We start from the raw sequence: 24867 nt of genomic DNA, 5'->3' as shown, positions 1-24867 counted from the left end.
GAGAATGAAAGCCTTCGGCGGCTCTAAATAGATATAGGTCCGAAGGGGACCTATATCTATTTAGAGCTCAATGACACAGTTTGCTTTACACTTCCACTTTTTATTGTGCAACTTTTTTTAAAAGTTAAATACTTTCACAAAAGTACGAAAGATTTATAATACAGTCTATATTTTTTGCAACCTCAGTGCACGATAAATTTCTTCCTTTTATTATAAACAATGGATAGCTTAATGGTTTAAGCAGAAAAATATTGTTAAAAGAATCAGGAGAAAGGATGGAATGTAACACCTTTTTTATTCGTGAATTTTTACCAATAGTTACCTATTTAAAAAGGTAATCCCTATCTTGTTTTCCATTAATCAACTTATTATCAACATCACTATGAAAAGGCTATTATTTTTAGTAGTAGTTATCTTTTGTGTTTCTACCGTTATTGCCCAGCAGGGCAGAACGATTGTAGGAACTATAAAAGATAATTTAAATCGACCAATTTCAAATGCCAGTATTTTAATCAAAGGGTCCAACATCGGATCAGTATCTGATGGGGGAGGGAATTTTGAAATCAGAATTAGCGGTCCAACAGCAACATTAATTTTTTCGGCCGTTGGATATGAAGATCAGGAAGTCACTGTGGGTGACAGAAATCAACTGAACATTATTTTAGAAGAAAAGAATGTAGGAATTGATGAGGTCGTGGTTATGGGGTATTCCTCAGTCGATAGGAAACACGTTGCCTCCTCGGTTGCCCAAATGGATATGAATGCTGTAAAAACTAGACCTATTATGAAAATGGAACAGGCTTTTAGCGGAACAATTCCAGGGGTTACCATGCTTCAAGGCAATAGTTTGCCCGGCTCCGTGCCTGGAAGCATAGCTATACGTGGGGTCAGCACGCTACAAAATGCTGCACCTTTGGTTATCGTTGATGGTATGGAACAATCCTTAACGGATATTGATCCTAACCAGATTAAAAGCCTAACGGTTCTAAAAGATGCGGCATCCACCTCCATGTACGGTTCCAGAGGGGCCAATGGCGTAATCATTATAGAAACTGAAAGAGGGTCTACGGGGCAATTCAAAGTGGATTTGAATGCCTGGGGGGCAATTGATCAAGCAATTGATTTGCCTGATTTTGTAGACGCCGGCACATATATGAAATTAAATAATGAAGCCCGCGGCATGCAGGGGCAAAATCTTTTGTTTACCCCGGAGGATATCAGCAAAGCCGAATCTGGTGAAACACGTTCAGTAAATTGGCTGAGTGAAGTGATGCAAAAAAAATCTTGGTCACAGAATCAATCCGCAAGTATTTCTGGGGGAGGGGGTGTAGGGACTTTCAATCTTATGTTAGGTCATATCAATGAAAGCGGCCTTAATGATATAGAAGGTTCAAGGAAATTTTCAGCACGTTTTAATACAAATGTAAATATTGCTGATAAGTTCGTTTTATTAGCAGACTTCTATGCCCACAGACTTCAGGTTAACCGCTTGCTGGCCAACGATGATGGACATGGCTTATATCAGATTGCCTGGAGAATGAACCCTACTCAGCAGATTTATTTCGAATCTGAATATCCAGATCATTATATCTTGCATAACAACCTGAACCCTTTAGCTTCAATTAACCATGGGGGTACCAAGAACTACCTGCATGATAGAAGTACCATCAATTTGCGTCCTAAATATTTCTTAAATAAGAACCTGAATATAGAAGGTAATGTGTCATACATGATCAATAAATCGGCTAATAAGTCGGTAAGATCCACCTTCAAATTTTTGGATCAAAATGGCAAACCAGCCACTATATGGGCTAATTCGGTAGAAGCAAGCCAAGGTGTCAGCGAAAGTCAAATTACAGCCAGAGCCCTTGTAAATTACACCAAAGATTTACGGCAGGACAGAGATAAAATATACTTGACGGCGGGAGCGGAGATGATGAGTTATAATTATACCGATTATAGGGAGGTAAATAAAGCTTCATTTTTTGGTAAACTAAATTATTCCTTTGACAATAGATACCTACTGGAGCTAACAGCTCGCTCGGATGGGAGTTCTAAATTTGCTCCAGGGCAAAAGTGGGGTTTTTTCCCTTCGGCAGCCATTGCCTGGAACTTACATAACGAATCTTTTATGCAGTCTGTGCGCAGTAGCGGAGCAATAACAAATTTCAAAATTAGAGGATCTTATGGGTTAATAGGTAATGAGAATGTTTTGCCCTACTTGTGGCAAGAAGTTGTTAACACCTGGGGCTGGACCATGCGCGTGCCCAACTATAATTTCTCTTGGGAAAAACAAAAGCAGTGGAATGTGGGGGTAGACTTAGGATTGCTAAATAATAAATTAAGCGTAACGGCCGAAGTTTACGATAAGTTCTCCTATGATTTGATTTACTCGGATTTTCCAGTGCCACCATTAACGGGTTCCTACTACCTAACTTCAGCCGTGAATATTGGAGAGGTAAGAAATAAGGGATACGAAATTTCGGCTACATGGTCCGATAAAGTCGGGCAAGTAGAATATTCCATTGGAGGTATGTTATTTGATAATGAAAACCGTGTTTTAAAAGCCGGATACAGCAGCGCGGATACCTTGATATTTAAAGACACCAATGATAAAATATGGTATAATGGCATTGCAATCGATAACTATTATGGATACCAGACAGCGGGATATTTCCGTGACCAAACAGAAATAGAGAATACTACAGCCAAGATGCCCAACACCCTTGCTGGCGATATTAAATATGTGGATCAGAATGGCGACGGTATCATTAATGATGACGATAGAGTAAACTTAGGAGATCCTTTCCCGCATTTGAATTATTCCTTGAACCTGAGCTTGAAATACAAACGCTGGGATTTTGCAACCTTAGGGCAGGGAGTAGGAAGACGCACGGCACGTCTGAATGGACAAGAGGGATATCCTATCCTTGTCGATGGATCGAGCAATGCATTAGGTGCACCGCGTCAGGAATATGCAGACAATAGATGGACGCCGGAGAACCCAAACAGCCGGTTCCCTCGCGTTTGGACAGGCTCCAGTACAAATACTTTCTTGAGTGATGTGTGGCTTTCGGACGCCTCTTTCTTCCGTATTAAAATGTTACAGCTGGGTTACACGTTTCCCAAATGGGGAAATACATTCCGGAATGTTAGAGTATATGTAAACGCCCAAGATGCCATAACGTTCACCAAATTTGAAGGTTTAGAACCAGAACGTAATGGCGGTAACGGTAATTACCCGCGCATGGCTACTTATAGTTTTGGGATAAGAGCTACAATTTTTTAATTCTTATTAAGTAAAAAAATGAAAAAATCAATCCTATTAATTGGCTTACTAGCAGCGACCACATTTACGGGCTGCGAAAAGTTTCTCGATAAAACAGATCCGACTGCTACTTCATTTGTAGAGTTTTTTAATACCGAAGAAGACTTAAGACGAGTGGTCTATAGCAGCTATACCGACGTATTTACTTCCGTGGGGGCTCGAGGTATCCTTTTTTATTTAGAGGATGGAAAAAGTGATAACGCTTATAGCAGAATCGAAGGTGACCACCACCAGCGAATAGCCAATGGTAACTTTAATGCCAATACACCTGCTTTCCTGTATTATTATGAATTGCAGATGAAGCATATGGGCCGCTTGAATACCTTTATCGCCAACGCACACATTCCCTATGTGGAGGATGAAGCTGTGCGCACCAAGTTTAAAAGTATATTAGAAGCCTTACGTATATGGCACTACTTTAAATTAACCAGCCGATGGGCAAATGTTCCTTTCTTTTTGGAGCCCGCAACAATTGAATCGGCCATTCAGCCCCCGACTCCTAAGGAGGAAATACTAGATCAGCTTTTCCCCCTTGCCGAGGAAGTTGCAAATAGACTCCCCGCTGATGAATACATTACTGACGCGTATATGTTTAACCGTTATTCTTTCAAAGCTTTGGTCATGCGCTATGCGTTATATAATGGCCGGTATGAGCTTGCGGCAAAGTTAGCTAAAGAAATAATGGATAGCGGCAAATACCAGTTGCACCCTACCTATGGAGACTTGTTTAACTATAAAGCGGACAAGACCAATAAAGAATTTATTATGAAATTTGACATGGTCTCTCATAACAACTCAGCAACAAACTCCTTCCGAGATTTGGCACCACAATTTCGTACGGGTAATGGTCAATCCTATGTAGTGCCTACAAAATCATTGGTAGACTCTTACTGGACTCTGCAAGGACGTACAATAGACAATTGCCCATTGCATACCAAACAGGAATATGAGTTAAATCCAAAGCTTAATAGAGATCCCCGTTTAGCATCGAGTATCTTTGGCCATGGAGACATGTTTTCTGGCGAAAGAATTGATATTTATAACCCTTCGAGTTTAATGTATTTCGAGAATCAAAGATCCAGCAAATCGGGGTATTGGTTTAAGAAATTTGTGGATGAAACCGATGCATTCAGATCAGGAGGAAATATGCATTTTCCTTTATTGCGCTATGCAGAAGTTCTGCTAACGTATGCGGAGGCAAAAATCATGATGAATGATATCGATGATCTGGCTAAAGATTGTATCAATCAGCTAAGAAGAAGAGCGAAATTAGATATGACTCTCGCCGATGTGAATTTAACCTCCAAAACGCAACAGCAGTGGGTGGAGCTGATAAGAAATGAAAGAAGAACTGAACTTGCAGGAGAAGGCTTACGTTACGACGATATCTTGCGTTGGAGAATAGCTGAAAATGTATTGAATGAGCCGGCGATGGGGCATACACGAATAGTCGATGGCAGGAAAGAATCCCTTAAAATTGAGGATAGATCTTTTCTTCCCCATAATTATTTGTGGCCTTTCCACGAAAATAGCTTACGTGTAGAGCCGGGCTTGGTGCAAAATCCAGGATACTAAAAGATAGGAAAGGTAACAAGTATAGGTTACCTTTCTTTTTTTATTTCTAAATTTGAATAAGTAGATATATATAATAGTAACTGGACGGTGATAAAGAAGGAAATTGTAGAGAAAGTATTGGAGACGGCTCGCATTGAAGAGGTGGTAGGGGATTTTGTGGATTTAAAGAAAAGAGGCACTTCACTAATTGGTAACTGTCCATTTCACAATGAAAAAACTCCTTCTTTCCATGTGTCTGTTGCCAAGGGTATATACAAATGCTTTGGATGCGGAGTCGGAGGAGACTCGCTCAAGTTTGTAATGGAGCTGGAGAAGTTCTCCTATCCCGAGGCTATACGTTACCTAGGTAATAAATATGGTATAGAAATCCAAGAAGTAGAACGCACTCCGGCACAAATGGCGGCCCAAGACAAGCGCGAAAGCCTGTATGTACTTAGCCAGTGGGCGGGCAAATGGTTTCGTAATACGCTGTGGGAAACGGAAGCTGGTCGTTCCATAGGCTTGTCCTATTTTAAAGAGCGTGGATACCGTGAAGATATAATCCAAAAATTCGAGTTGGGCTATTCTCCCGACCAATGGACGCAACTTATCGAGGAGGCAAAAAAGGCTGGTTTTCAAGATGAATATCTACTGGATATAGGCTTGGCCATTCAGCGAGATGATAAATCACTCTATGACCGCTTCAGGGGACGCGTTATATTTCCTATCCATAATCTTACTGGACGCATTATAGGTTTTGGAGGCAGAACACTCAAAACGGAGAAATCGACACCGAAATATGTTAACTCACCGGAATCCGAAATTTATCATAAGTCAGATGTACTTTACGGGTTAAATTTTGCGAAAAAAGCCGTAATGGATGCTGACTTGTGCTACCTGGTGGAGGGGTATGCCGATGTTATAGCCATGCATCAAGCGGGAGTAGAAAATGTCGTGTCCTCCTCCGGCACATCGCTGACGACCGGGCAGATAAAGCTTATATCCCGTTTTACAAAAAATGTAGTCATCCTTTATGATGGGGATGCCGCTGGTATTAAAGCGTCACTCCGCGGCACGGATATGCTTTTGGAAGAGGGATTGAACGTAAAAGTTTTGCTTTTCCCCGATGGCAATGACCCGGATTCATATGCCAAACAGGTCGGTTCTGCTGCTTTCAAAGCGTATATTGAAAAGCATCAGGAGGATTTTATCTTTTACAAAACGCGTATACTACTTAAAGATGCTCAGCAGGATCCGATAAAGCGAGCCGAGGTGATCCGCGAGGTGGTAACAAGCATTTCATTGATCCCTGATGAAATTAAGGTGTCCATCTTTATTAAGCAATGTAGCACCTTATTGGATATCCAAGAGAGAGTCCTGCTTACCGAACTAAATAAAATAAGAATAAACCGCGCGAAATCAGCGGACAGGAAGGCTGCCTCCCGTCTTTCGGGATCATTTCCTGAAACTGCAGATGGGGCTCCAGATATGCCTCCTGCAGACTTATTTCTGACCCAGCAGGAGATAGAAGAGGCGAGCGATAGCGGTACAAATAAATCAAATACCATTACCTCGGAGCTCTTGCAAGAGCGGGAGATTGTGCGTATTTTTCTCAACTATGGTGCCGAGCCAGTGACATGGGAAGGGGAGGGAGATATACCTGTTGCAGCTTATTTGCTGGCAAGCATGGATGATATTGACTTTGAGGATCAGGCATGCAGCAAGATTATAGATGAATTCAAAAGACAGGCTGAAAATTATCAGATACCGGAAGCTAAATTTTTTATTTCCTCAGCGGATAAAGATGTAGCCAGCCTGGCTATAGATTGCATCGCCAGCAAATATGAGATAAGCCCCAATTGGAATGATGATAAGCGAAAGATATATGTTACTCAGGAAATCGAGCATCTTCAAAATTTAGTGGTACAGGCAATCTATCGGATAAAAAAAAGAAAATTCGAGCGCGAAATGTTTAAGGTGCGCGAGGAAATGAAGAAAGATTTATCTCCTGAGGATTTGGAGATCGAGCTACATAAATACCAAAAATTAAAAGAAGCAGAAAAAATGCTTGGTCAATTACTGGGAAATATTGTAATTAAATAAAATAGTTTTATTTTGATTAAAAAAGTAGTCTGCACCAATAAATAAGGAGTTTTTTATATTTGAAAGCTAAGGGCAGTAGAAGATATAAATATGATAACCACCAAGTAGCTAGAGCAGAGATGGTGCTGCCGCTTATTCAGTATGTAAAAAAATTGTTTAATCATAAGAAGCTTTTAGAGTGATAAAAATAGAAAATATGCATTTTAAGAAAATTTCAGGATTTGTTTTATTTGCCTTAATCATGTTGGCGGGTTGTAAAACTCAAAAAGGAAAATTTGAATTCCTACACCCTGAATCAGGCAAGCGAGTAGCTTATGGGGAGCAGGTGATAGTAAAACTTAATTTCCCCTCTACGTCATTAGATTCTGTAGTGTATTCAATTGATGGACAGGCGTATTTAACAAAAAAAGACACTTCTAGCATCGTTTTAGACACCAAAAAGATTGGCTATGGGGACCGTTCGCTGTCGGCTAAATTATATGCTCAAGGCAAAGAAGATATTGCTTACAGTAATATCATCGTATTACCCTCAAGTGCTAAAAATTACGCCTTTAAGGTGGTTAACGAATATCCGCATGACTCTAAAGCATATACGCAAGGCTTACAATATGCCGATGGGGTATTGTATGAAACAACGGGAAACCCGAGTCATTTGCAAGAGCAGGGTGTTGTGACATCTCTTCGAAAAGTCGATTTAAAAACAGGAAACGTGCTGAAGATGGAGAAGCCTACGGGATTTTTTGGTGAGGGAATGACAATAGTGGGCAATAGAATAGTGTTTTTAAGTTGGGAAAAAAATAAAGGATTCTTCTACGACAAAAGTTCATTTGAGAAAGTTGGCGAATTTAACTATGAGAAAAGTCAGGAAGGTTGGGGGGTGACGTATGATGGGACCCAACTGATAAAATCTGATGGCTCACATCAATTGTTTTTTTTGAATGCTCAAACAGGCAAAGAAGAGCATTCAGTAGCGGTATATGATGAGAATGGTCCCGTACGAAGTCTCAATGAACTGGAATATATTGACGGCAAGGTTTATGCAAATATATATGGGCAAGATATCATCGTCATTATTGATCCCAAAACAGGGGTAGTAGAAGGAAGGATCAATTTAGTTGGCTTATATTCCGATGGGCGAAAGACTGAAGATAATGAAATGAATGGCATTGCTTACGATGGGCAAGGAAAACGTCTTTTTGTAACCGGAAAACTTTGGCCGAAATTGTATGAAATCGAACTTTTAGAACGATAAGATAAATTAGAACAGGAGTAGAAACGAATCGTTTTTACTCCTTTTTCGTTTTCCTCAAATATAGTTTATCGCTCAACTGCGCGAATAATGCTTGCAGCGTATAAATATGGAGCAATAAGTTTTATCACTTCAAGAGCGCCTTGAGCACGACTGCTCTATTTTTCCAACAGAGCGCGATTTTTTATCTTAAAAAACTTTTACCGAACAATAACTATTCCCCTTTAAGCCTGCCCCTATTTGTTTTTGAAATTTAACGGAAATTCGTGTCTAGCGGTATAAATTTTACGCTGTCCACAACCAGTTCATGGTCTGCTGCCTGCTGAGGACTTTTACCCTTATATAACCACAAATTTATTTTCAATCTTTCATTACTTTGCTTTGGGATATGTATACCCTTATATACCCATTGCTGCACGTGCTGCTCAGCAGAATGATCTTTAAAACTACTTTCAAAAGTTATTTTATTTTCTAACCACTCAAAGCTATGAACGGTGTTTCGCGTTGAATCATTCAAGTTAAATCGATGCTGGTTATCGGGGAAATCATGTGGCTGTACCACATACTGTGCATTTTCATTATCTGGCACCGACCATCTAGAAAATTCAATGTCAATCTCTTGATGATCATTTAAATAGGTAAATAATCCTGCCACAATATTTTCGTCTAATGATGAAAGCGAGGAGTTTATATAGAAAACATATTTCCCATAACCAACTTTTTTATCCAGCGTAACCTCTGAACAATACCATTCTCCTTTACGCTTTACTATTTTTAAATGTAATTTACCGGTTTTGTCTACCCAAACATTTTTTTCGGAATTACTGAATAAATTCGGTCCAGGTCCCATTTTACGATCATAGGTGTCCCGTACAATCCAATTGTATCCTGAAAAATCAATTACACGGTTTTCATTTTCCAGAGATATAGCTTTTTTCACAGTACATTGATTCAGTGTGGCTAATCCAACATAAGCCATTATTATAATATGTATTCTCGTCGACCTTTCCATACACGTACTTATACCAATTTTTTTTCTTCATCTAAGAAATATCAATTTTTAAGCTTATCGAAATAACGATGGTATACCGAATCCGGCATTAATGATTTATTTAATAAAAATTTTTCATTTTTTGCTTTAAAGCTGTCAAATTCATTCTTTATTAAACTTGCTTTGGAATCATTAGACTCCTTGTCCGAAGTTAAATCTGGATTTATCCTGTACAGCTCATTATTGGATAAGTGGTAATTCGCATAAATAAAATCCTCGAGTTGCGTCTTACTTTGCATGATAGGGATCCCATAGCCTGAAGCAGAGCCGCCCACATCTAGTCCTTTTCCAATCCAGGTAACCTGCGTGGGCGTATGCATATTATAATTATTCTTATAAAAGGATAAAAGGGTAGGAGCCACATTAAAATGGCTGACAATATGTTTGAATGTAGCCGTAGATTTTAAAACAGGAGAGTAAATAATTAGAGGGACATGATACCTGTCGATTTTATTCTGTAGGACAATTTCAGGCATACTGTGGTCTCCAGTAATAAGAAAAATAGTGTTTTCATAATCTGAGCGCTGCTTAAAAGCGTCAAAAAATTCCTTCAGCGCTTGATCTACGCTTATCACCGTGGTCAGTTGTTTCTTATATGTAACGGCCAGTTTTCTCTTCTCTAGGGGTAAATTAAGGATGCTTAATTGGTCATCGAACATTTTCTCATAATACTGCTGCTTATTAACTAGAAAGGGACTGTGGGTCGAGAGCGTCAGTATAACATTCACATAAGGGGATTGCTCAGTTGTCATTTCTAACATTTTATTAAGCACAGCTTGATCCTCATATCCCCAGCTCTCGCCACTTGCTGCCGGTAATTTCTTATAGGGCTCTTGGAAACGCGTAATATCTATGATATTGTCTACTTGATTAAATTCCAAATAGTTTTTCATCTTGTCGAAAGTTGCATCACCACCATAATAGAATCCCGTTGTAAAACCGTTATGTTTGAATATGTTCTGCAGATTAAAGTGCAAAGGATATTCATTCTGTTCTAGAAATCCATTTTTAGCAAAGGGAAGGGAGCCTATTAATGTCGGAAGTACAGAAAATGTCCTTCCCGAGGAGCTTATACAATTCTCCCAGTATAGAGACTTTTGTTTTAATGACTCTAGAAATGGTGTGAAATTCCCTATATACCCATTTGGCGAACTATACGCGTGACCAAGTCCTTCAATAATTAATATAAATAAATTGGGTCTGCGATCCGTAGTATTCATGTATTTGCCTAAAAGATCTTTGGTATCATCAGCACGAAGGAAGGGGTATGGGCCTAAGTCCTCTTTTCTGCTTCCGTTAGCTGAACTCCAATTATTCATCCAGGGAAAATTTGCGCCCACATAATTTATAAAATTCGTTTGAAGAAAATATTTCCATTTGCTGATCGAAGCATGTGCATAAAACTCATTCTTATCCTTTAGATTGCTTGTGAAATTGAAAGGTAAGATCACTAACAGAAGACCGGTGAGAGTTAAAATCCCACCAGCATATGGTCTTTTTGATTTATAGCGGCTTACAATAACCAAAGGTGCGACAGCTATAAAAATTATCAGTAGAAGAAGTGCAATATTTTTGATATTTAACATGCCACTTGTACTGAGGATCTGCTTTAGCTCATCAAAACTATAAAAGAAAACATCAGCGCCCAAAAGGTTTTGAGATTCCGTAAAGTATAAAAATAAGATAACTTGAATTAAAATAAATATAGAGAATATACTTATCAGTAAACCGTTTATATATTTAAAGCCAATATATAATAGCAGCAGATAAATGATGCTGAATGCTGCTAAAAACTGTATAATAAAGGTAAGATTGTCAATAAAGAGATTAAAGTATACAGCCGAATAAATTTGCTCGTGAAACTTGGTATTATACCAGTAAGCCTCTAATCCCACATTTGCCATATACAGGAGCAAAAAAGCAAAAGCTATGGGTGTATAGTTGCGCAAGGCCCAGAAAACTGTTCTTTTAATTCTAGATCCCAAGCTTTCATTGGTTGTAGCCTGTTGAAACCCTTGCCTTGTCATCTCTCCCCAACTGTGCTCTTTTCGAAAATAATCTCTTAAACCCGATACACCTGCCATCACCACTCTTCCATGAAAAAAGAACGGCTCTAGAATGGCTGTGCCAATAAGAAGGAGTAGATCTTTGAGTTTGGTATATACTTGATGTGACATCAAATCAAGTATTAAAGCGTAGATAGAATATAGAATGCCAGAGGCAACTACTAGAATAAACAGGGTAAAGAAGAAAGGCCAATTAATAATGCCAAACAGTAAGAATAATATGAAGACGCAGTATCCCACAAATTCGACAATGGGCCCTAAGAATTCAAAAAAGAACCAATAGGGAAGGCTCACCATGCCTAATCTTCCATACTTTGGATTAAACATCAGCTTTCTATGCTTCCATAGCGTCTCAATGGTGCCTCTCATCCAACGGTTGCGTTGTTTTTTTAGAATATTTATAGATTCCGGGACTTCTGTCCAGCATAACGGATCGGATATGTTGAGCACGGTATATTTCATCTTATGCTCCTCCATATAGCGTCTCATACGCACGACGAGTTCCATGTCTTCACCGACGGTCTTAGGGTCATAACCCCCACATTTGAGCACCAAATCTTTATCGAATGCGCCAAAAGCACCTGATATTAAAATCAATCCTGAGGCCCGTGACCAAGCCATTCTGCCCAGTACAAAGGCCCGTATATATTCTAAAGCTTGGAATCGCCCCAGCCAGCTCTTGGGTAAATTTACTTCGACGATTTTACCATTTACAATTTTACAATTGTTAGCCAAGCGAATAACACCTCCACAAGCGATCACACGCTCCTTGGTTTGGTCCATAAAGGGCTTAGCTAGTTTTAAAAGGGCATCTTGCTCCAAAATACAGTCCACATCGATGCAGACTATATAATTGCCTTTAGAGACATTGATTCCCACATTAAGGGCATCTGCTTTTCCCCCATTTAATTTATCGACAACAATAAGCTTTTTGAAGGCAGGATTTTTACTTCTATAAATACCTTTAACCTCCTTGGTCGGTATAATTTCAACTAAGTCAAAAGGAATAAGTTCTAGATTGTATGCTTTAATTAACCGCTCTATCGAATCATCTTTACTGCCATCATTAACAATAATTATTTCCAAATTATTGTAGTATAACGACAGAAGCGACCTTACGTTATCCACAATAGTCATCCCTTCGTTATAAGCAGGAGCTATGATGCTGAAGGTCGGTGCATTGGGATTGCTAGCAATAAGCTTATAATCCGTGTATTGATTAAGTTCGGTGTATTTCTTTAGTGCCCCGAAAGCATAAATCCCTACCCATGAATATATTAAGAATATCATAATGGAGTACAGCAGGAACAGCCATACTACAATTTCATATATAACATGCGAAAAATCAGTCATAAATTATCGAGCTAATGCGTTTTGTAAAACCTTTTGTAGACTTTGGTCAACAGAAATCTGCTGTATTTTCTGCTGCAAGTAAGCCTCTTCATTAAACAGTTTTAAAAGACGGACAGTCTGAATTTGTAGGTGTATATCCGTTTCATTCTCTAAAATGTGTTTAAGGAAGTTATTATAATTTTTATTTGCGCTACGCTCTATGAATTTTAAAATTTGGACTTTCACTAGCATCTCCTGCCGTTCATAGCTATTTATTAAAATATCTGCCGTATCGGTTTGTTCAATGGTTTGTAAAGTTTTAACAGAATTGATACGTATCTCAATGGCATCGTGTTGCAATAAACTTACAACCTGCTCATGCAATGAATGGATTCTAAATTTGCGTATGAGCGATAAGGCAAAAGCTATAACAGATAAGTTTTCACTCTTGAGCCATACTGCTATAGCATCATAGTCTGCTACTGAAACGAGCTGAATAGCTTGAACAAGACGCATTTGTTGCCACAAGGATAGTGGCTGCTTTAAAGTATCTAAAAAGGTGAGACCTTTAAAGCCATTAAAACGAACTACACTATACTGCGCCTCGGAATATACATAGGGATTTTTATGCTGCAAAAGTGCGGTAATATGGGGTAAAGCCTCTTGCACATCAAGAGCTGTCATTACCTGTATGCCCCGTACATTGTGATAAATATTATTGCTTTGTAAATTCTTAAAGGCCATCTCATCGAGATTAAACTTATAAAATATGTCTTTGAGAATTTTATGTGCCTCTCCAATAAATCTTTGATCCGATTCAATCAATACGGATGTAAAAATTTTTTTAAAATTTTTACTTTTCCCACGTGCAATAAATTCCTGATCAGCCCAAATTGCATCTATACCGTTAAAAATAGCGTAGCTCAACTTATCTTCAATTAATCGTTTCCAATCTCGCGCATTATTTATTAGCTGAAAGTTTCTATATCCATAAATAATGACAGCGACTATAAGTACTATGACTAATAGCAGCAATGCCGAGAGCGCAACGGTAAGACTATGCAGTTCAATTTTTAGGAGTATCATCTTATTTAAAGCGCAGTAACCTTTTGATTCTTAATACCAATTCATTGGGATTAAATGGTTTAATCATAAAATCTGAGGCCCCCAAAAGGAAAGCCTCTTCAACAACATCTTCCTGGCCCAAACTCGATAATACGATTACACTGGTATTAATTCCGTTTTCTTGTATAGCCGAGAGAATCTCTATGCCCGAGGCAAAGGGCATCATGATATCGGTAACTATGAGCTCAGGTTTTGTCTCTAAGAGTTGATCAATAGCTTCCTGCCCGTTTCGGCATAATATGACATCATATCCTTCATTTTTTAATTTGTGCTCAATAGTTCTTAAAATTAATTCGTCGTCTTCTGCTAATAAAATTTTCATGTTATTCATTTTTAAGATTTTCCAGTATGGCTAAACTCCTTTTAATTTCTGCTATGATGTCCTGGTATGCACTTGAATTATCATTTAGCGCATTTTCTTCTAGTTGTTTTTCGTAATGCAATGATTTTTGAGCTAGCTTAATCATCCCAATAGTGGATGCCGAGCCCCTTAATTTGTGCAATATGCCTTTTAGATTTTCCCTATTCTCCTCAGCTTGACAGGTCTTAATTTGCGTTATGGTAGAATTAAGTTCTTTGACTATTAAATCCATAAAATAGGATTTAAATTCCTCGTCACCCACAAAGTTTTGGTTTAATGTGTTCACATCAAAGTCGGAAACATCTAAGTTCTGCTCTTCGCTTACTTGAAATTTTGTGAAAGAATTTAGGTAACTCATTAATATGTTTTCTATATTTTTTAGTTTTATGGGCTTATGTAATATCTCATTAAAGTTTTTCACCTCCGCATTTTTATTGTCAAGGGTTAGAAAACCTGCCGTCACGCCGATAATCGGCGTGCTGTGATAACTTTCCATTTCCCGTATTTGTCTTGCAGCCTCAATACCATCTATTACCGGCATTTGAATGTCCATTAATATCAGGTCAACCTTATGCTCTCTGCATAGCTCAATTACTTGTGCCCCATCATAGGCCTTCAATATTTTGGCCTCAGGAAGATATTCATTAATAAACTTGTAATTTAATTCTATATTAATTTCATTGTCATCTGCCGTTAAAATAACAGGTGCAAAATTCTTGAAATCCTTAATATCTAGCTTTTCGATATAAATGATATCTGAAGACTTCTTCTTACCCACATTTTCATCCAGTTCTGTAATTGTGTGGAATAAAGATTCGGGAGTAAATGGCTTCAACAATCTATTGACGGATTTGTGCTTCTCAAATTCCATTAACTCATTTTCATTTTTGGAAACAGAGTGCATAAGTATGATTGGGGTGGAAATGCTCAGCTCGCCTAGGCGAGCTTTTTCTGAATTATTAAGTTGGTTGTAATCAACTAGCAGCAGATCAAAGTCTTTTTCTTCCTCCAAAATAGCGCTCGCCGAAATGAAATCCCTGTGCTCAATTGTTTTAATATTCCTGGAGGTAAGAAGTTTTTTTATGATTGTGCTAACGGTTAGGTTTGCTTCTATCAACAGCACTTTTTTAATGTTAGAAGGTATAATTAAAACCTCTGCAGATTCCTTATAATCCATTTCCATATCAAAGTAGAACGTACTACCTTGACCGATGTCGCTATCTATTGCAAGATTACTGTTCATCTGCTTTAGTATTTTATTGGATATTGTCAGACCAAGCCCTGTACCACCATAGGTTTTATTAATAGAATTGTCCGCCTGTGAAAAGGCTTGAAAAATTGTGTCTTGTCTATTTTTGGCGATACCAATCCCTGTATCCTCTACGCAGAAGCGCACCCTGCTTTTGGTCTTTGATTTCTTAAGCAGTAATAGTCTAAGTCTTATTTCCCCTTTCTTGGTGAATTTTACGGCATTTCCAATCAGGTTAACCAGTACTTGCTTAAGCCTCTCATGATCGTAAATCATGTATTTAGGTATTAAGGGATCCAGGTCGATTATCAGCTCCAAACCTTTCTGCTCCGCCTGTAATATCACCACACCAATCACTTGGGTAACTAAATCATAAATATTGTTTTGCGTGACAAAGAGCTCTAACTTTCCGGCTTCAATCTTTGAGAAATCTAAGATATCATTAATAATATGCAAGAGGCTATTGCCAGATTCGTGTATATACTTCAGATATTGCAACTGATTGTGATTAATAGCGGTATGCATCAGTAGCTCTGAAAAACCGATCACACCGTTAAGTGGTGTACGAATTTCGTGACTCATATTTGCAATGAATTCCGATTTGGCATTATTGGCCAGCTCCGCGGCTTTCCTAGCGGCCACTAATTCCTTATTAATCTTTACATATGAAGAGATATTTTGAGCGAAGATGATGATTCCCCCCACGACACCTTTGGAGATATACCATGGCCTTACCTCCCAATTTAAGTGTTTAGGCTCTTCGTCCTCTCGAAATTGAATTCGCTCATTGTTATTTTTGTAGGTAATGCCCTTTAAAGCATTTAAGTATATTTCTTTTCGTTCTTCAGGTAGATTTGGGAATAGAGAAAAAAGATTCTTATTCTTGATACGCTTTAAATTTATACCAAACTCTTCATACCACTGCTTACTATAGAATAGAAATTCAAAATTGTGATTTAACATAGCGACAGATGCGGGAACGAATTCCACAAAGGTGCGTAGCATAGCTTCCTTTTTCTCGACCTCTAAATAAAGCTTTTTGCCTTTATTAATATTTTGAATAATCCCATATATACGTGAACATTTGCCATCATGACACTCAGGTATACCTTTCAGACGTACCCAAATAGAGTCGCCATTTTTTTGTTTTAGTTTTAACTGTATGTCGAACCCTTTTATATTTTCTTTAGCCTGCTCTAAGGCATGCTCCAGGGATGTTTTATAATCATCCTCAAAAAGATCTATCCATCCCGCCATGTCTATTACCGAAGTCTTGGAGAAATTAAAAATGGACTTGGCAGATGCTGAAAATTTAATAGTTTGATTAGCTGTATTTATTTCCCAGCCACCAACTTGAGCTACAGCATTTACTTGTTCCAATAACTCTTTGGTGTGTCTTAAATCAAGTTCTAGCTTTCTCTGTTCGGTAATATTTAAAGAGGTGCTGGCCACATACGGGGTACGCTGGGTATCTTTTTCCACGATATTGTGATAAAGGAAATAGAGTATTTCCCCGGATTTAGTAATTAATGTTATGATACCTTTGGTCTCATTATTTTTCGTGAATTCCGCTAAATAGGCGGGAAAATGTTTTTTTCTTTCCTGGGGAATAAAATCGATGATGTTGCGACCCACTACCTCATCAAGACTATAGCCAAGCATTTGACACCCTTTTTCATTAATTTCCAGTATATTGCCCTGAAGATCATGCAGACAGGTCAGACCAATACTATTTTCAAAGAAGTTTCTGAATTTGCGTTCTGAGAACTCCAATTTCTGTCTTTCAACACTTTCAATAGTTATATCTCTGCCAAAAGCAAAAATCTCTTTAAATTTCAAGTTATACTTAAAAGTCCAGTCTATATGTAACTCTTTATGGTCTATTACACATACTGTCTGGCAATTACTTTTACCGTATTTGATACTTTTAGAAATATACTTTATTAGTTTATCTTTTTCACAATTTACAACCTCTATAAAATTCACATAGTTGCTGGGGGCTTTACTTTGTAAATAAAGCTTTTGAAATATAGGATTTGCTTGTTTAATTGTGAGATCAAAATCCATAACGCAAATCATATTTTGCGTATGTTCATATATATTTTTATAATAACCCGATTCTAACTCTTTTTTCTTACGGCTATATAACTGGCTTACAGCTTTTGCCAGAAGCTGTAAGGAATGGATTTGTTCTTTTGTCAGGTGATTTGTTTTATAATCTATGACGCATATAGTTCCTAGTACAATATCTTCCTGGTCAATTATTGGAACCCCTGCATAAAATAATATTCTCCCTTGTTTAATGATTGAGTTGCTGGATGTTCTTGGATCCTTTCGGGTATCAGGTATAATAAGCGGTTCTTTGCTCATTATGGTATATTGGCAAACTGTCTGCTGTCTATCTACTTTATCAAGCTCTAAACCAATACAACTCTGAATACGCTGAATATCATCTTCCATTATAGATATTAAAGAAGCTGCGCATCCGGTAATCAAGGTAGCTGATTGTGCGAAGATATCAAATTCAGGATCCTTACCTAGGCCCAAGAGATCATACTCACGAAGCCTGTTAATTCTTTGAATTTCATTGGTAGGTATAGGGAAAGTCTTTTTCATAATACAGCATATAGATAATATATACCCTAGAGTTTTCTTAAAAAACTCTGCTGTAACCGATACTCAAATCGTATTGATTACCTTTTTGGGCAGGCATATATTCTTGATTGAAATAAGTAGCAGAAATATTTATTAAGTTCCTCTTTTGAATAGAGAAATTATAATTCGCACCTATTTTATATGTTTTAAGTTTAAAGGTATCTTCTACTAAAAGATTATTTCTGTTTTCTTCGGGACTAATACCGGTCCCTATCTGTAATCCCAAATAATCATTCGCCCCTTTTAGGTAGTAACGTACTGTTCCTGTATAGGAGTGTGATATGTTATCTTGATCAGGGGAAAGATAGGTCCTTAGGTTAAACCATAAGTTTTGGTAATATTTTCCTATAGACACGGTATAAAGCCAAATATTGCTGGAAAAGTACAATTGTCGGTATCCTATTTCTCCTTCAAAGCTTTTGGGTAGATTGGCATAAAGAGAAACTCCTGTTCTATATTTAGGGAATATCCCTACATTCTCAGAATATCCGCCACCTACATATAAATAAAACATCTTACTAATGCGAGGATAGGCCTCTAACTCAAATTGTACCCCGGTGTCTGCAAATTTATTTGCATAATTTGTCTTAAATAGAATCGAACCCAAGGAGGTAGCTCTTTTATAGCTGAGACCCAGAATATGCCAGTTGTCAGCGAATTGCTTATCAAAATGTGTAAAATCATAGTTGATACTTATCGCATTTTTTGCGGTATAGGATTTTAAGTTTTGCGCTAAAGAATGAGCTTCCGTATTTTTTGGATTTATAGACAGTAAGCGCTCAACGGATTTCTCCGCCTGCTCGTACGCCTTGATGCCATACTTGAACTTGCTATCAAGCAGCAGTAAATCCTCGGAAGTGGGATGCTCGCCAAGTCCTTCATTAATGATTATTTCTGCAATTTGATTGATATTATTCCAATAAAGTAAATACCCATAAGCTAGGTAAAAATCTTCATCCTTTACTTTCTTACTATGTAGATTATCAAAAACCATCTGGGCAGAATCTATATTGTCACTCCATGTGTAAAGCCTGCCCAGGAAAATATGCAGATCCGTGTAATCGGGCGACTTTTGTATGGCCGATTTTATGAGCTCAATTGCTTGTGGGTAATCTTTGGATTCAAAAGCAGCATCACGAGCGCGCATAAATAATTCATCAGATGACAAACTTTCTGTTTGTCCGTAGAGGATAATTGTTGTAAGAACGCTTAAAATAAGCGATATCATATAAGACTTCATAGGCAAATGTAGAGTCGGAGAACTTGTTAAATGCTATAAATATATACAATTGTGTCTACATATTATACAACTCTACAATTAATACAAACTATTGCGGTTTTTGTTGTTGAAAGCCACTAAACATAAGGAGTTGAAATACAATAAATTGTTTTTTTAAAGAAAATATTAGTGCAATACAGTGCGCCTTTCCTGCTCACCTATAAGAGTTAGAGCCCAATACGCCAGTTATCGTAAAATATCTCTTTTTGTAGTTTATTTCACCTCTTGCTCTTGGCTTGCCGGAGAACCATTCATCGGCATCTTTTTTCTTTTTACCCACTTGTAAAGTTCAACCCACATTACCGAGACAAAAGCTAAAAATAGGCAAACTATCAATTCTTGAAAATTAATTGCTCGTACTTGAAAAAAAGAGGCAAATGCTGGAATGTATAGAATAGCCAGCAGCAACACTAGCGAAGCGCTCAGAAAGATTGGAAAGAGCTTATTGTTGTTTTTTAAGCTTTCAAGCACACTGTACACAAAAGATCGGTTGACTAAGCTTAAAAATACGTTGGCAAACACTAAGGTCGAAAAAACTATACTTCGGGTAGTTACTTCATCACTGCCGCCTGTTACGGCCCACTGGTAGGCAAAAAGAATCCCTAATGTAATTGCTAGCCCTTGGATGATGCTGGACTTAAGTTCTTTCCAGCTTAAAAAGGTGTCTGACATTTCGCGCGGCTTTTGTAACATCGTATTTTTCTCTAGAGGTTCGTTTTCATACACAATCGAGCAGATTGGCCCCATAATTAGCTCTAAAAATATGACGTGAATGGGGGTAAATATGTTGGGATATATCCATCCAAAAAATAGAGGTAAGGATACAGTGAGTATGATGGGTATATGAATGGATATGATATATTGTATAGCTTTTTTTATGTTCGTGTAGATTCTTCTACCAGCCTCTATACCTGTAATTAACTTTTCTAAATCATCATTGGTAATGACTAAGGAAGCTGCTGCTTTTGCGATTTCTGTACCCTTTATGCCCATAGCCACGCCAATATTAGCGGCTTTTAATGCGGGGGCATCATTTACGCCATCGCCCAGCATTGCAACCACTTCGCCGTCCTTTTTGAATGTATTAACCAGCGTTAGTTTTGCCTCAGGAAACATCCGGGTGAATAGTGTAGTTTTGCGGGACAAGAGTTTCAGTTCTTCCTCGGTATAGGAAATAATTTCTGATCCATTTACTGCTGCTGTATGATTTATTATTCCTGCTTGTTGAGCTATTGCACTGGTGGTATCCGAGTTGTCTCCCGTAATAACTTTTACCTTTATTCCCGCAGCATATATTTTTTTAAATACCTGCTGAATATTATTTTTCGGCGGATCGTAAAACACCGTAAATCCTAAAAATTCAAAAGGTAAATCTTGTTGGTTTTCCGGAAATGTACTCTCCATATAATCGGATTTAGCAACCCCTAATACTCTGTACCCTTGTTTACCGAAATTTGAAATTTCTTGTCGTAGCCTGTTTTTCTGCTGCTCACTCAGATTACAGACAGCAAGAATGGCCTCAGGGGCACCTTTTGCGGCAATAATTCTTTCTTTTAAAGAGTTTTCAAAAATATGGGTCATCATAGGGGGCTTCCCCTCCAGGGGATATTCGTGAATCATCTGAAAATCCTTTCTAAAATCAGAGACCTGTGTGACTGTATAGATTTGATGTAGGGTCTTTTCCATGGGATCAAAAGGGACAGGTTCGCTGCTCCACATGGCGTATTGTATGAGGTCTGCTAGTTGAACGGCATCAAATTCATGGTCAGCAAATATCTTGTTGGATTGGTAATCAAATAATAACTTTAACCCCATAGAATTTTGCGTAATAGTTCCTGTCTTGTCTGTACATATAACAGTGGTACTCCCTAGAGTTTCTACTACACTACTGCGTTTGATTAGAACGCCTTGACGCATGAGCTTCCATGCTCCTAAGGCCATAAATGTGGTAAAGGCAACGGGTATTTCCTCGGGTAAAATCGACATAGCTAAAGTCAATCCAGTTAGAAGACTTTCAATGAAGCTGCGAGATTGCCAAAAACTGAAGGCCCAAACTAATAAAAAGACAATAATACCAATACTGGCCATCCCTTTCACAAATTTGGTAATTTGAATCTGCAGGGGAGACTGCTCTTCCTTAATAGCATGTAAGGACTCACCAATTTTGCCAATTTTGGTATGCTTGCTAATTTGATGGACCTTCATTATTGCCAAACCTGAGACCACCATGGTTCCACTATATACGTTCTTATCTTCTGTTTCTGAACTTTTAAAAACAGAGTAGCTTTCCCCAGTAAGAGAAGATTCATTGACAGAAAAATCATTGCTATATACTATTTCCCCATCTGCGTTAATCATTTTTCCCTCTTCTATAATATATAGATCTCCAACGGCGAGCTCATTAGTAGGTATTTTTATCACCACAGAATCTCTAATGACCGTGCTTAAGGGTTCATTTAATTGTTCTAGGGCCTCTAGAGCTTTCTTGCTTCGATTATCTTGATAAAATGAAATGCTTGAAACTGCAATTATGGCAAAAGACATAAAAATAGCCTCAGAATAATTACCTACCATTAAATAGATAAGCGTTACCGCAATTAATAAAAGCGTCATAGGCTCCTTTAAAATCGCTAGCAACATGCTATACCATGATATCTTTTTAATAGAACTTACCTGATTATACCCGTAAGTTTTTCTTGAATGCTCTAATTGTTCCTGGGTAAGTCCAGTGTATTGCGGTGGAATATTGTAGTTCATAAGGTAAGTAGAATATTGTAGTTCCTAAGGTAAATTGGAGTACCTATGAAAATATATCATTTTATAGAAAATGAGTTTTCATGCAGTATAATCATATATCAGTATTATACTAAATTATAAAAAAAGAAGTTTAAAATTGTACTTCTGACTAAAAATGATTTTTATATATAAAAACCTTAGCTCTAGGCTAAATCTTTAAAATACGCAGCTGAGTTAATTATTCTTTTACTCTACAAATGGGAGAGTGGTAGATATCTTGTGGATTTTTGTAAATAAAAATTACTGTTTTATGGTAGTTGAATATTTCACTATTTATGCCCGAAGATTAAAACAAAATCTGGTTTTTCGAAATAACTTAATGCGTTGTGAACGAACAGTTTATGTGTTTGTTAACATGAGAATTAGGTTGTTTTTTATATAAAATTTAACTTTAATGTCTAATTTTATACTAAATTGGTATAAAAAAGAACTTTTTTATTTATATAAAAGTATTGATATGAATAAAATATTTTCTCTGGAATTAGCTTTAGACTATTGTAAAGCCCATAATGTAAATATGCTTTTCACCGAGCAGGATTATTTGGAGGAGCATGCAGTCTTTGAGCCTTATACGGTTAGGGAAGATTTATTGGTTCAAATCATGATTAAAAGTCATAACGAAAAAATCAGGAAAAATATTCTGCCTGTTGAAATTTTACGCCGAAAGTGTGATTTTGTAATATTTGAGATAAGTGAGGTTAAACACCTCTAGTATTCTTCGTGTTATCCCATCCCAATATAAATCATTTAATAAATCAGCAGTAAAGCTTCTTTCTGGATTCATCTCTATTAAAATATAGGGTATCTCTCAAGGAGGCATTTATGTAGGTGGTGTGTAAATATTATTATATAGGATGTTTTAGCTGCAAGCTAAGGTATTATATGCTGTTGCTTACCCCTCTGATAACTAGGTATGGGAATTTGGCACTAAAAAAGCAAGATCTCGGGTCAAATAACAATCCTTACCAACCATTTAAAGCAGATGCGAGAAAATTATTTTTAAAGCTTGGGTTTAAAATCTATAGTTCTTGCCTCTTGCTCCTGGAGTCTATCGGGAAATAGTATACCATATAGGTGGTCCACCTCATGCTGAAAGATCACCGCCGTAAATCCTTCGATATTCTCTTCCTTGATATTTCCTTTTTTGTCCCAATATTGTAGTCGAATAACGTAGTTACGCTCTACTTCTTCCCTTCTCTGGGGAATGGAAAGGCATCCTTCTGGGCCCGACTTTGTTAACTGTGAACGCCAAATGATTTTTGGATTTATATAAAATTCAAAGGGCTCCCCAGGCTTATCAAAACGCTGTACCCATATAAGATTTTTATTGATACCCACCTGCGGAGCCGCTATCCCCACTCCTGAATGCTCTGGGTCTTGCACCGTTAAGAACATTCTCTTTTCTAATGTTTCTAATAACGGGTCATCGTGTTTTATGTCTTGCGACTGCGCTTTCAGTACGGCGAGTTCTTTTTCATTTGTAATTTGGAAAACATGCAGCTTGGTGCTACTGTCTCCATTTAATATGATGGATTTTTCTTTTTCAGTGAAGTTTTTTGCCATAGATTTATTGACTGCTCGTTCATTTTTAGGCCCTTTATATGCTTTCTCGCCAGCAAAAATTGATGTCGTCAATGTGTTTTCTGCAGGCGGTTGAGGGCATCTGTAGCCCGAACTATATGCACAATAAGGGTTATATGCTTTGTTAAAGTCTATAAAAATTTTTCCCGAGCGAATTTGTGAAGCATCCAGTTCGATGTACCGGCCCCCCGTATAGGTTTCCACACCATTGCTCTGGTCCAGGAAAGGTAAGAATAAATAATCTTTATATTTCGGATTTTGGAATAAAGCTACACTTTGATAAACTGTCAGCGTATGTTTTTGACCGTTAACTATAAAATGTAATAAAGCATATCGTTTATATTCGTCGCTCGTGCCGTCATAGGTAGGCATTCGAAATGGTTTTTCCCCAATAAGCATCTCTACTTCTGCTTCTACCCGATAGTCCGCAGAAGCGGTATAGTAATCCAAGTATTGAATATTTTCTTTGCGCAAAGGACCATAATCATCCTTAGTATATGAAGCCTTTAATGCGGATCGATAATCCTCAATCTGCTGCTGATAGGATTGGCCGCGTACACCAAAAGTGGCTAAGCTGAGTAGGATAATTACAATAAGTCGCATAGTGATGAATATATTCTACCAAAGTTATAGATTTTTATCCTCAATTATGAATTGTACCTTTGCTAAAATTTCAAGACTATGCGTATAATGGCATTTGATTACGGTACAAAAAGGATAGGAATAGCCGTTTCCGATCCCTTGCAGCTAATAGCTACAGCACTGACGACAGTCCATCCCCAGGATATTTGGTCGTATCTCAAAGATTATTTAATAAGCGAGCAGGTCGAGACATTTGTTGTTGGTAAACCTCTTCAGATGGATGGTACGGATTCAGAGTCGGCTCAACATGTACTGGGCTTTATGCGTCGCTTGAAGCGTGAATATCCCACTATCCAGGTAGTCGAAGTTGATGAGCGGTTTACCTCTAAGATGGCCTCATCAGCCATAGCACAATCGGGCATGAAAAAAAATAAAAGACAGAATAAGGGCCTAGTTGACTCGGTGTCGGCGACACTTATTTTACAGACATATATGGACACAAAAGGTTTTTAAGCAATGGCATTAAAGGATATTTCATTCTTTTCGGAAGATATAG

At 37.8% G+C, this 24867-nt stretch carries 14 protein-coding genes; 6 read left to right on the top strand and 8 right to left on the bottom strand.

What is annotated here, in order from left to right:
• Window positions 1-382 precede the first annotated feature (382 nt).
• The 4 genes from EDC17_RS14565 (at window position 383) to EDC17_RS14550 (ending at window position 8237) form a co-directional block, all read left to right on the top strand.
• Complete coding sequence (locus EDC17_RS14565) at window positions 383-3289, top strand: SusC/RagA family TonB-linked outer membrane protein (protein WP_132778775.1); 2907 nt, start codon at window positions 383-385, stop codon at window positions 3287-3289.
• A gap of 18 nt (window positions 3290-3307) precedes the next feature.
• Complete coding sequence (locus tag EDC17_RS14560; protein ID WP_132778774.1) at window positions 3308-4903, top strand: RagB/SusD family nutrient uptake outer membrane protein; 1596 nt, start codon at window positions 3308-3310, stop codon at window positions 4901-4903.
• 87 nt (window positions 4904-4990) lie between these two features.
• The gene (gene dnaG / locus EDC17_RS14555) at window positions 4991-6985 is read left to right on the top strand and encodes a DNA primase (protein WP_132778773.1); all 1995 of its coding nucleotides are present in this window, start codon (window positions 4991-4993) and stop codon (window positions 6983-6985) included.
• Between the two features lie 196 nt (window positions 6986-7181).
• A complete protein-coding gene (locus EDC17_RS14550) occupies window positions 7182-8237 on the top strand; it encodes a glutaminyl-peptide cyclotransferase (protein WP_132778772.1) in 1056 nt (351 codons plus the stop codon).
• 250 nt (window positions 8238-8487) lie between these two features.
• Here the strand turns inward: EDC17_RS14550 and EDC17_RS14545 are convergent, their stop codons facing one another.
• From EDC17_RS14545 to EDC17_RS14515, 7 genes are all read right to left on the bottom strand, one after another.
• Window positions 8488-9174 carry a glycoside hydrolase family 16 protein gene (locus EDC17_RS14545; RefSeq protein ID WP_132778771.1) on the bottom strand — a complete coding sequence of 229 codons (687 nt, stop codon included), beginning with the start codon at window positions 9172-9174 and terminating at the stop codon, window positions 8488-8490.
• 113 nt (window positions 9175-9287) lie between these two features.
• The gene (locus EDC17_RS14540; RefSeq protein ID WP_243646170.1) at window positions 9288-12641 is read right to left on the bottom strand and encodes a sulfatase-like hydrolase/transferase; all 3354 of its coding nucleotides are present in this window, start codon (window positions 12639-12641) and stop codon (window positions 9288-9290) included.
• A gap of 66 nt (window positions 12642-12707) precedes the next feature.
• Window positions 12708-13769 carry a hypothetical protein gene (locus EDC17_RS14535; protein WP_132778769.1) on the bottom strand — a complete coding sequence of 354 codons (1062 nt, stop codon included), beginning with the start codon at window positions 13767-13769 and terminating at the stop codon, window positions 12708-12710.
• Window position 13770: 1 nt separating this feature from the next.
• Entirely contained in the window at window positions 13771-14130 is a 360-nt protein-coding gene (locus EDC17_RS14530) for a response regulator transcription factor (RefSeq protein ID WP_132778768.1), read from the bottom strand.
• Window position 14131: 1 nt separating this feature from the next.
• Window positions 14132-18034, bottom strand: coding sequence for a PAS domain S-box protein (locus EDC17_RS14525; protein ID WP_132778767.1), 3903 nt, complete (start codon window positions 18032-18034; stop codon window positions 14132-14134).
• 37 nt (window positions 18035-18071) lie between these two features.
• Entirely contained in the window at window positions 18072-19301 is a 1230-nt protein-coding gene (locus EDC17_RS14520) for a YaiO family outer membrane beta-barrel protein (protein WP_243646169.1), read from the bottom strand.
• Window positions 19302-19565: 264 nt separating this feature from the next.
• Window positions 19566-22109 carry a cation-translocating P-type ATPase gene (locus EDC17_RS14515; RefSeq protein WP_132778765.1) on the bottom strand — a complete coding sequence of 848 codons (2544 nt, stop codon included), beginning with the start codon at window positions 22107-22109 and terminating at the stop codon, window positions 19566-19568.
• Between the two features lie 433 nt (window positions 22110-22542).
• Here EDC17_RS14515 and EDC17_RS14510 point away from each other — a divergent pair, with 433 nt between their 5' ends.
• Entirely contained in the window at window positions 22543-22860 is a 318-nt protein-coding gene (locus EDC17_RS14510) for a hypothetical protein (RefSeq protein WP_132778764.1), read from the top strand.
• Between the two features lie 287 nt (window positions 22861-23147).
• On the opposite strand, the gene def is transcribed toward EDC17_RS14510, so the two are convergent.
• The gene (gene def / locus EDC17_RS14505) at window positions 23148-24332 is read right to left on the bottom strand and encodes a peptide deformylase (RefSeq protein WP_132778763.1); all 1185 of its coding nucleotides are present in this window, start codon (window positions 24330-24332) and stop codon (window positions 23148-23150) included.
• Between the two features lie 78 nt (window positions 24333-24410).
• Here def and ruvX point away from each other — a divergent pair, with 78 nt between their 5' ends.
• Entirely contained in the window at window positions 24411-24824 is a 414-nt protein-coding gene (ruvX, locus tag EDC17_RS14500) for a Holliday junction resolvase RuvX (RefSeq protein ID WP_132778762.1), read from the top strand.
• Window positions 24825-24867: the final 43 nt, after the last annotated feature.

The sequence above is a fragment of the Sphingobacterium alimentarium genome, from assembly GCF_004342685.1.
Lineage (GTDB): Bacteria > Bacteroidota > Bacteroidia > Sphingobacteriales > Sphingobacteriaceae > Sphingobacterium > Sphingobacterium alimentarium.
This window is presented reverse-complemented; position numbering and strand designations above follow the sequence as displayed.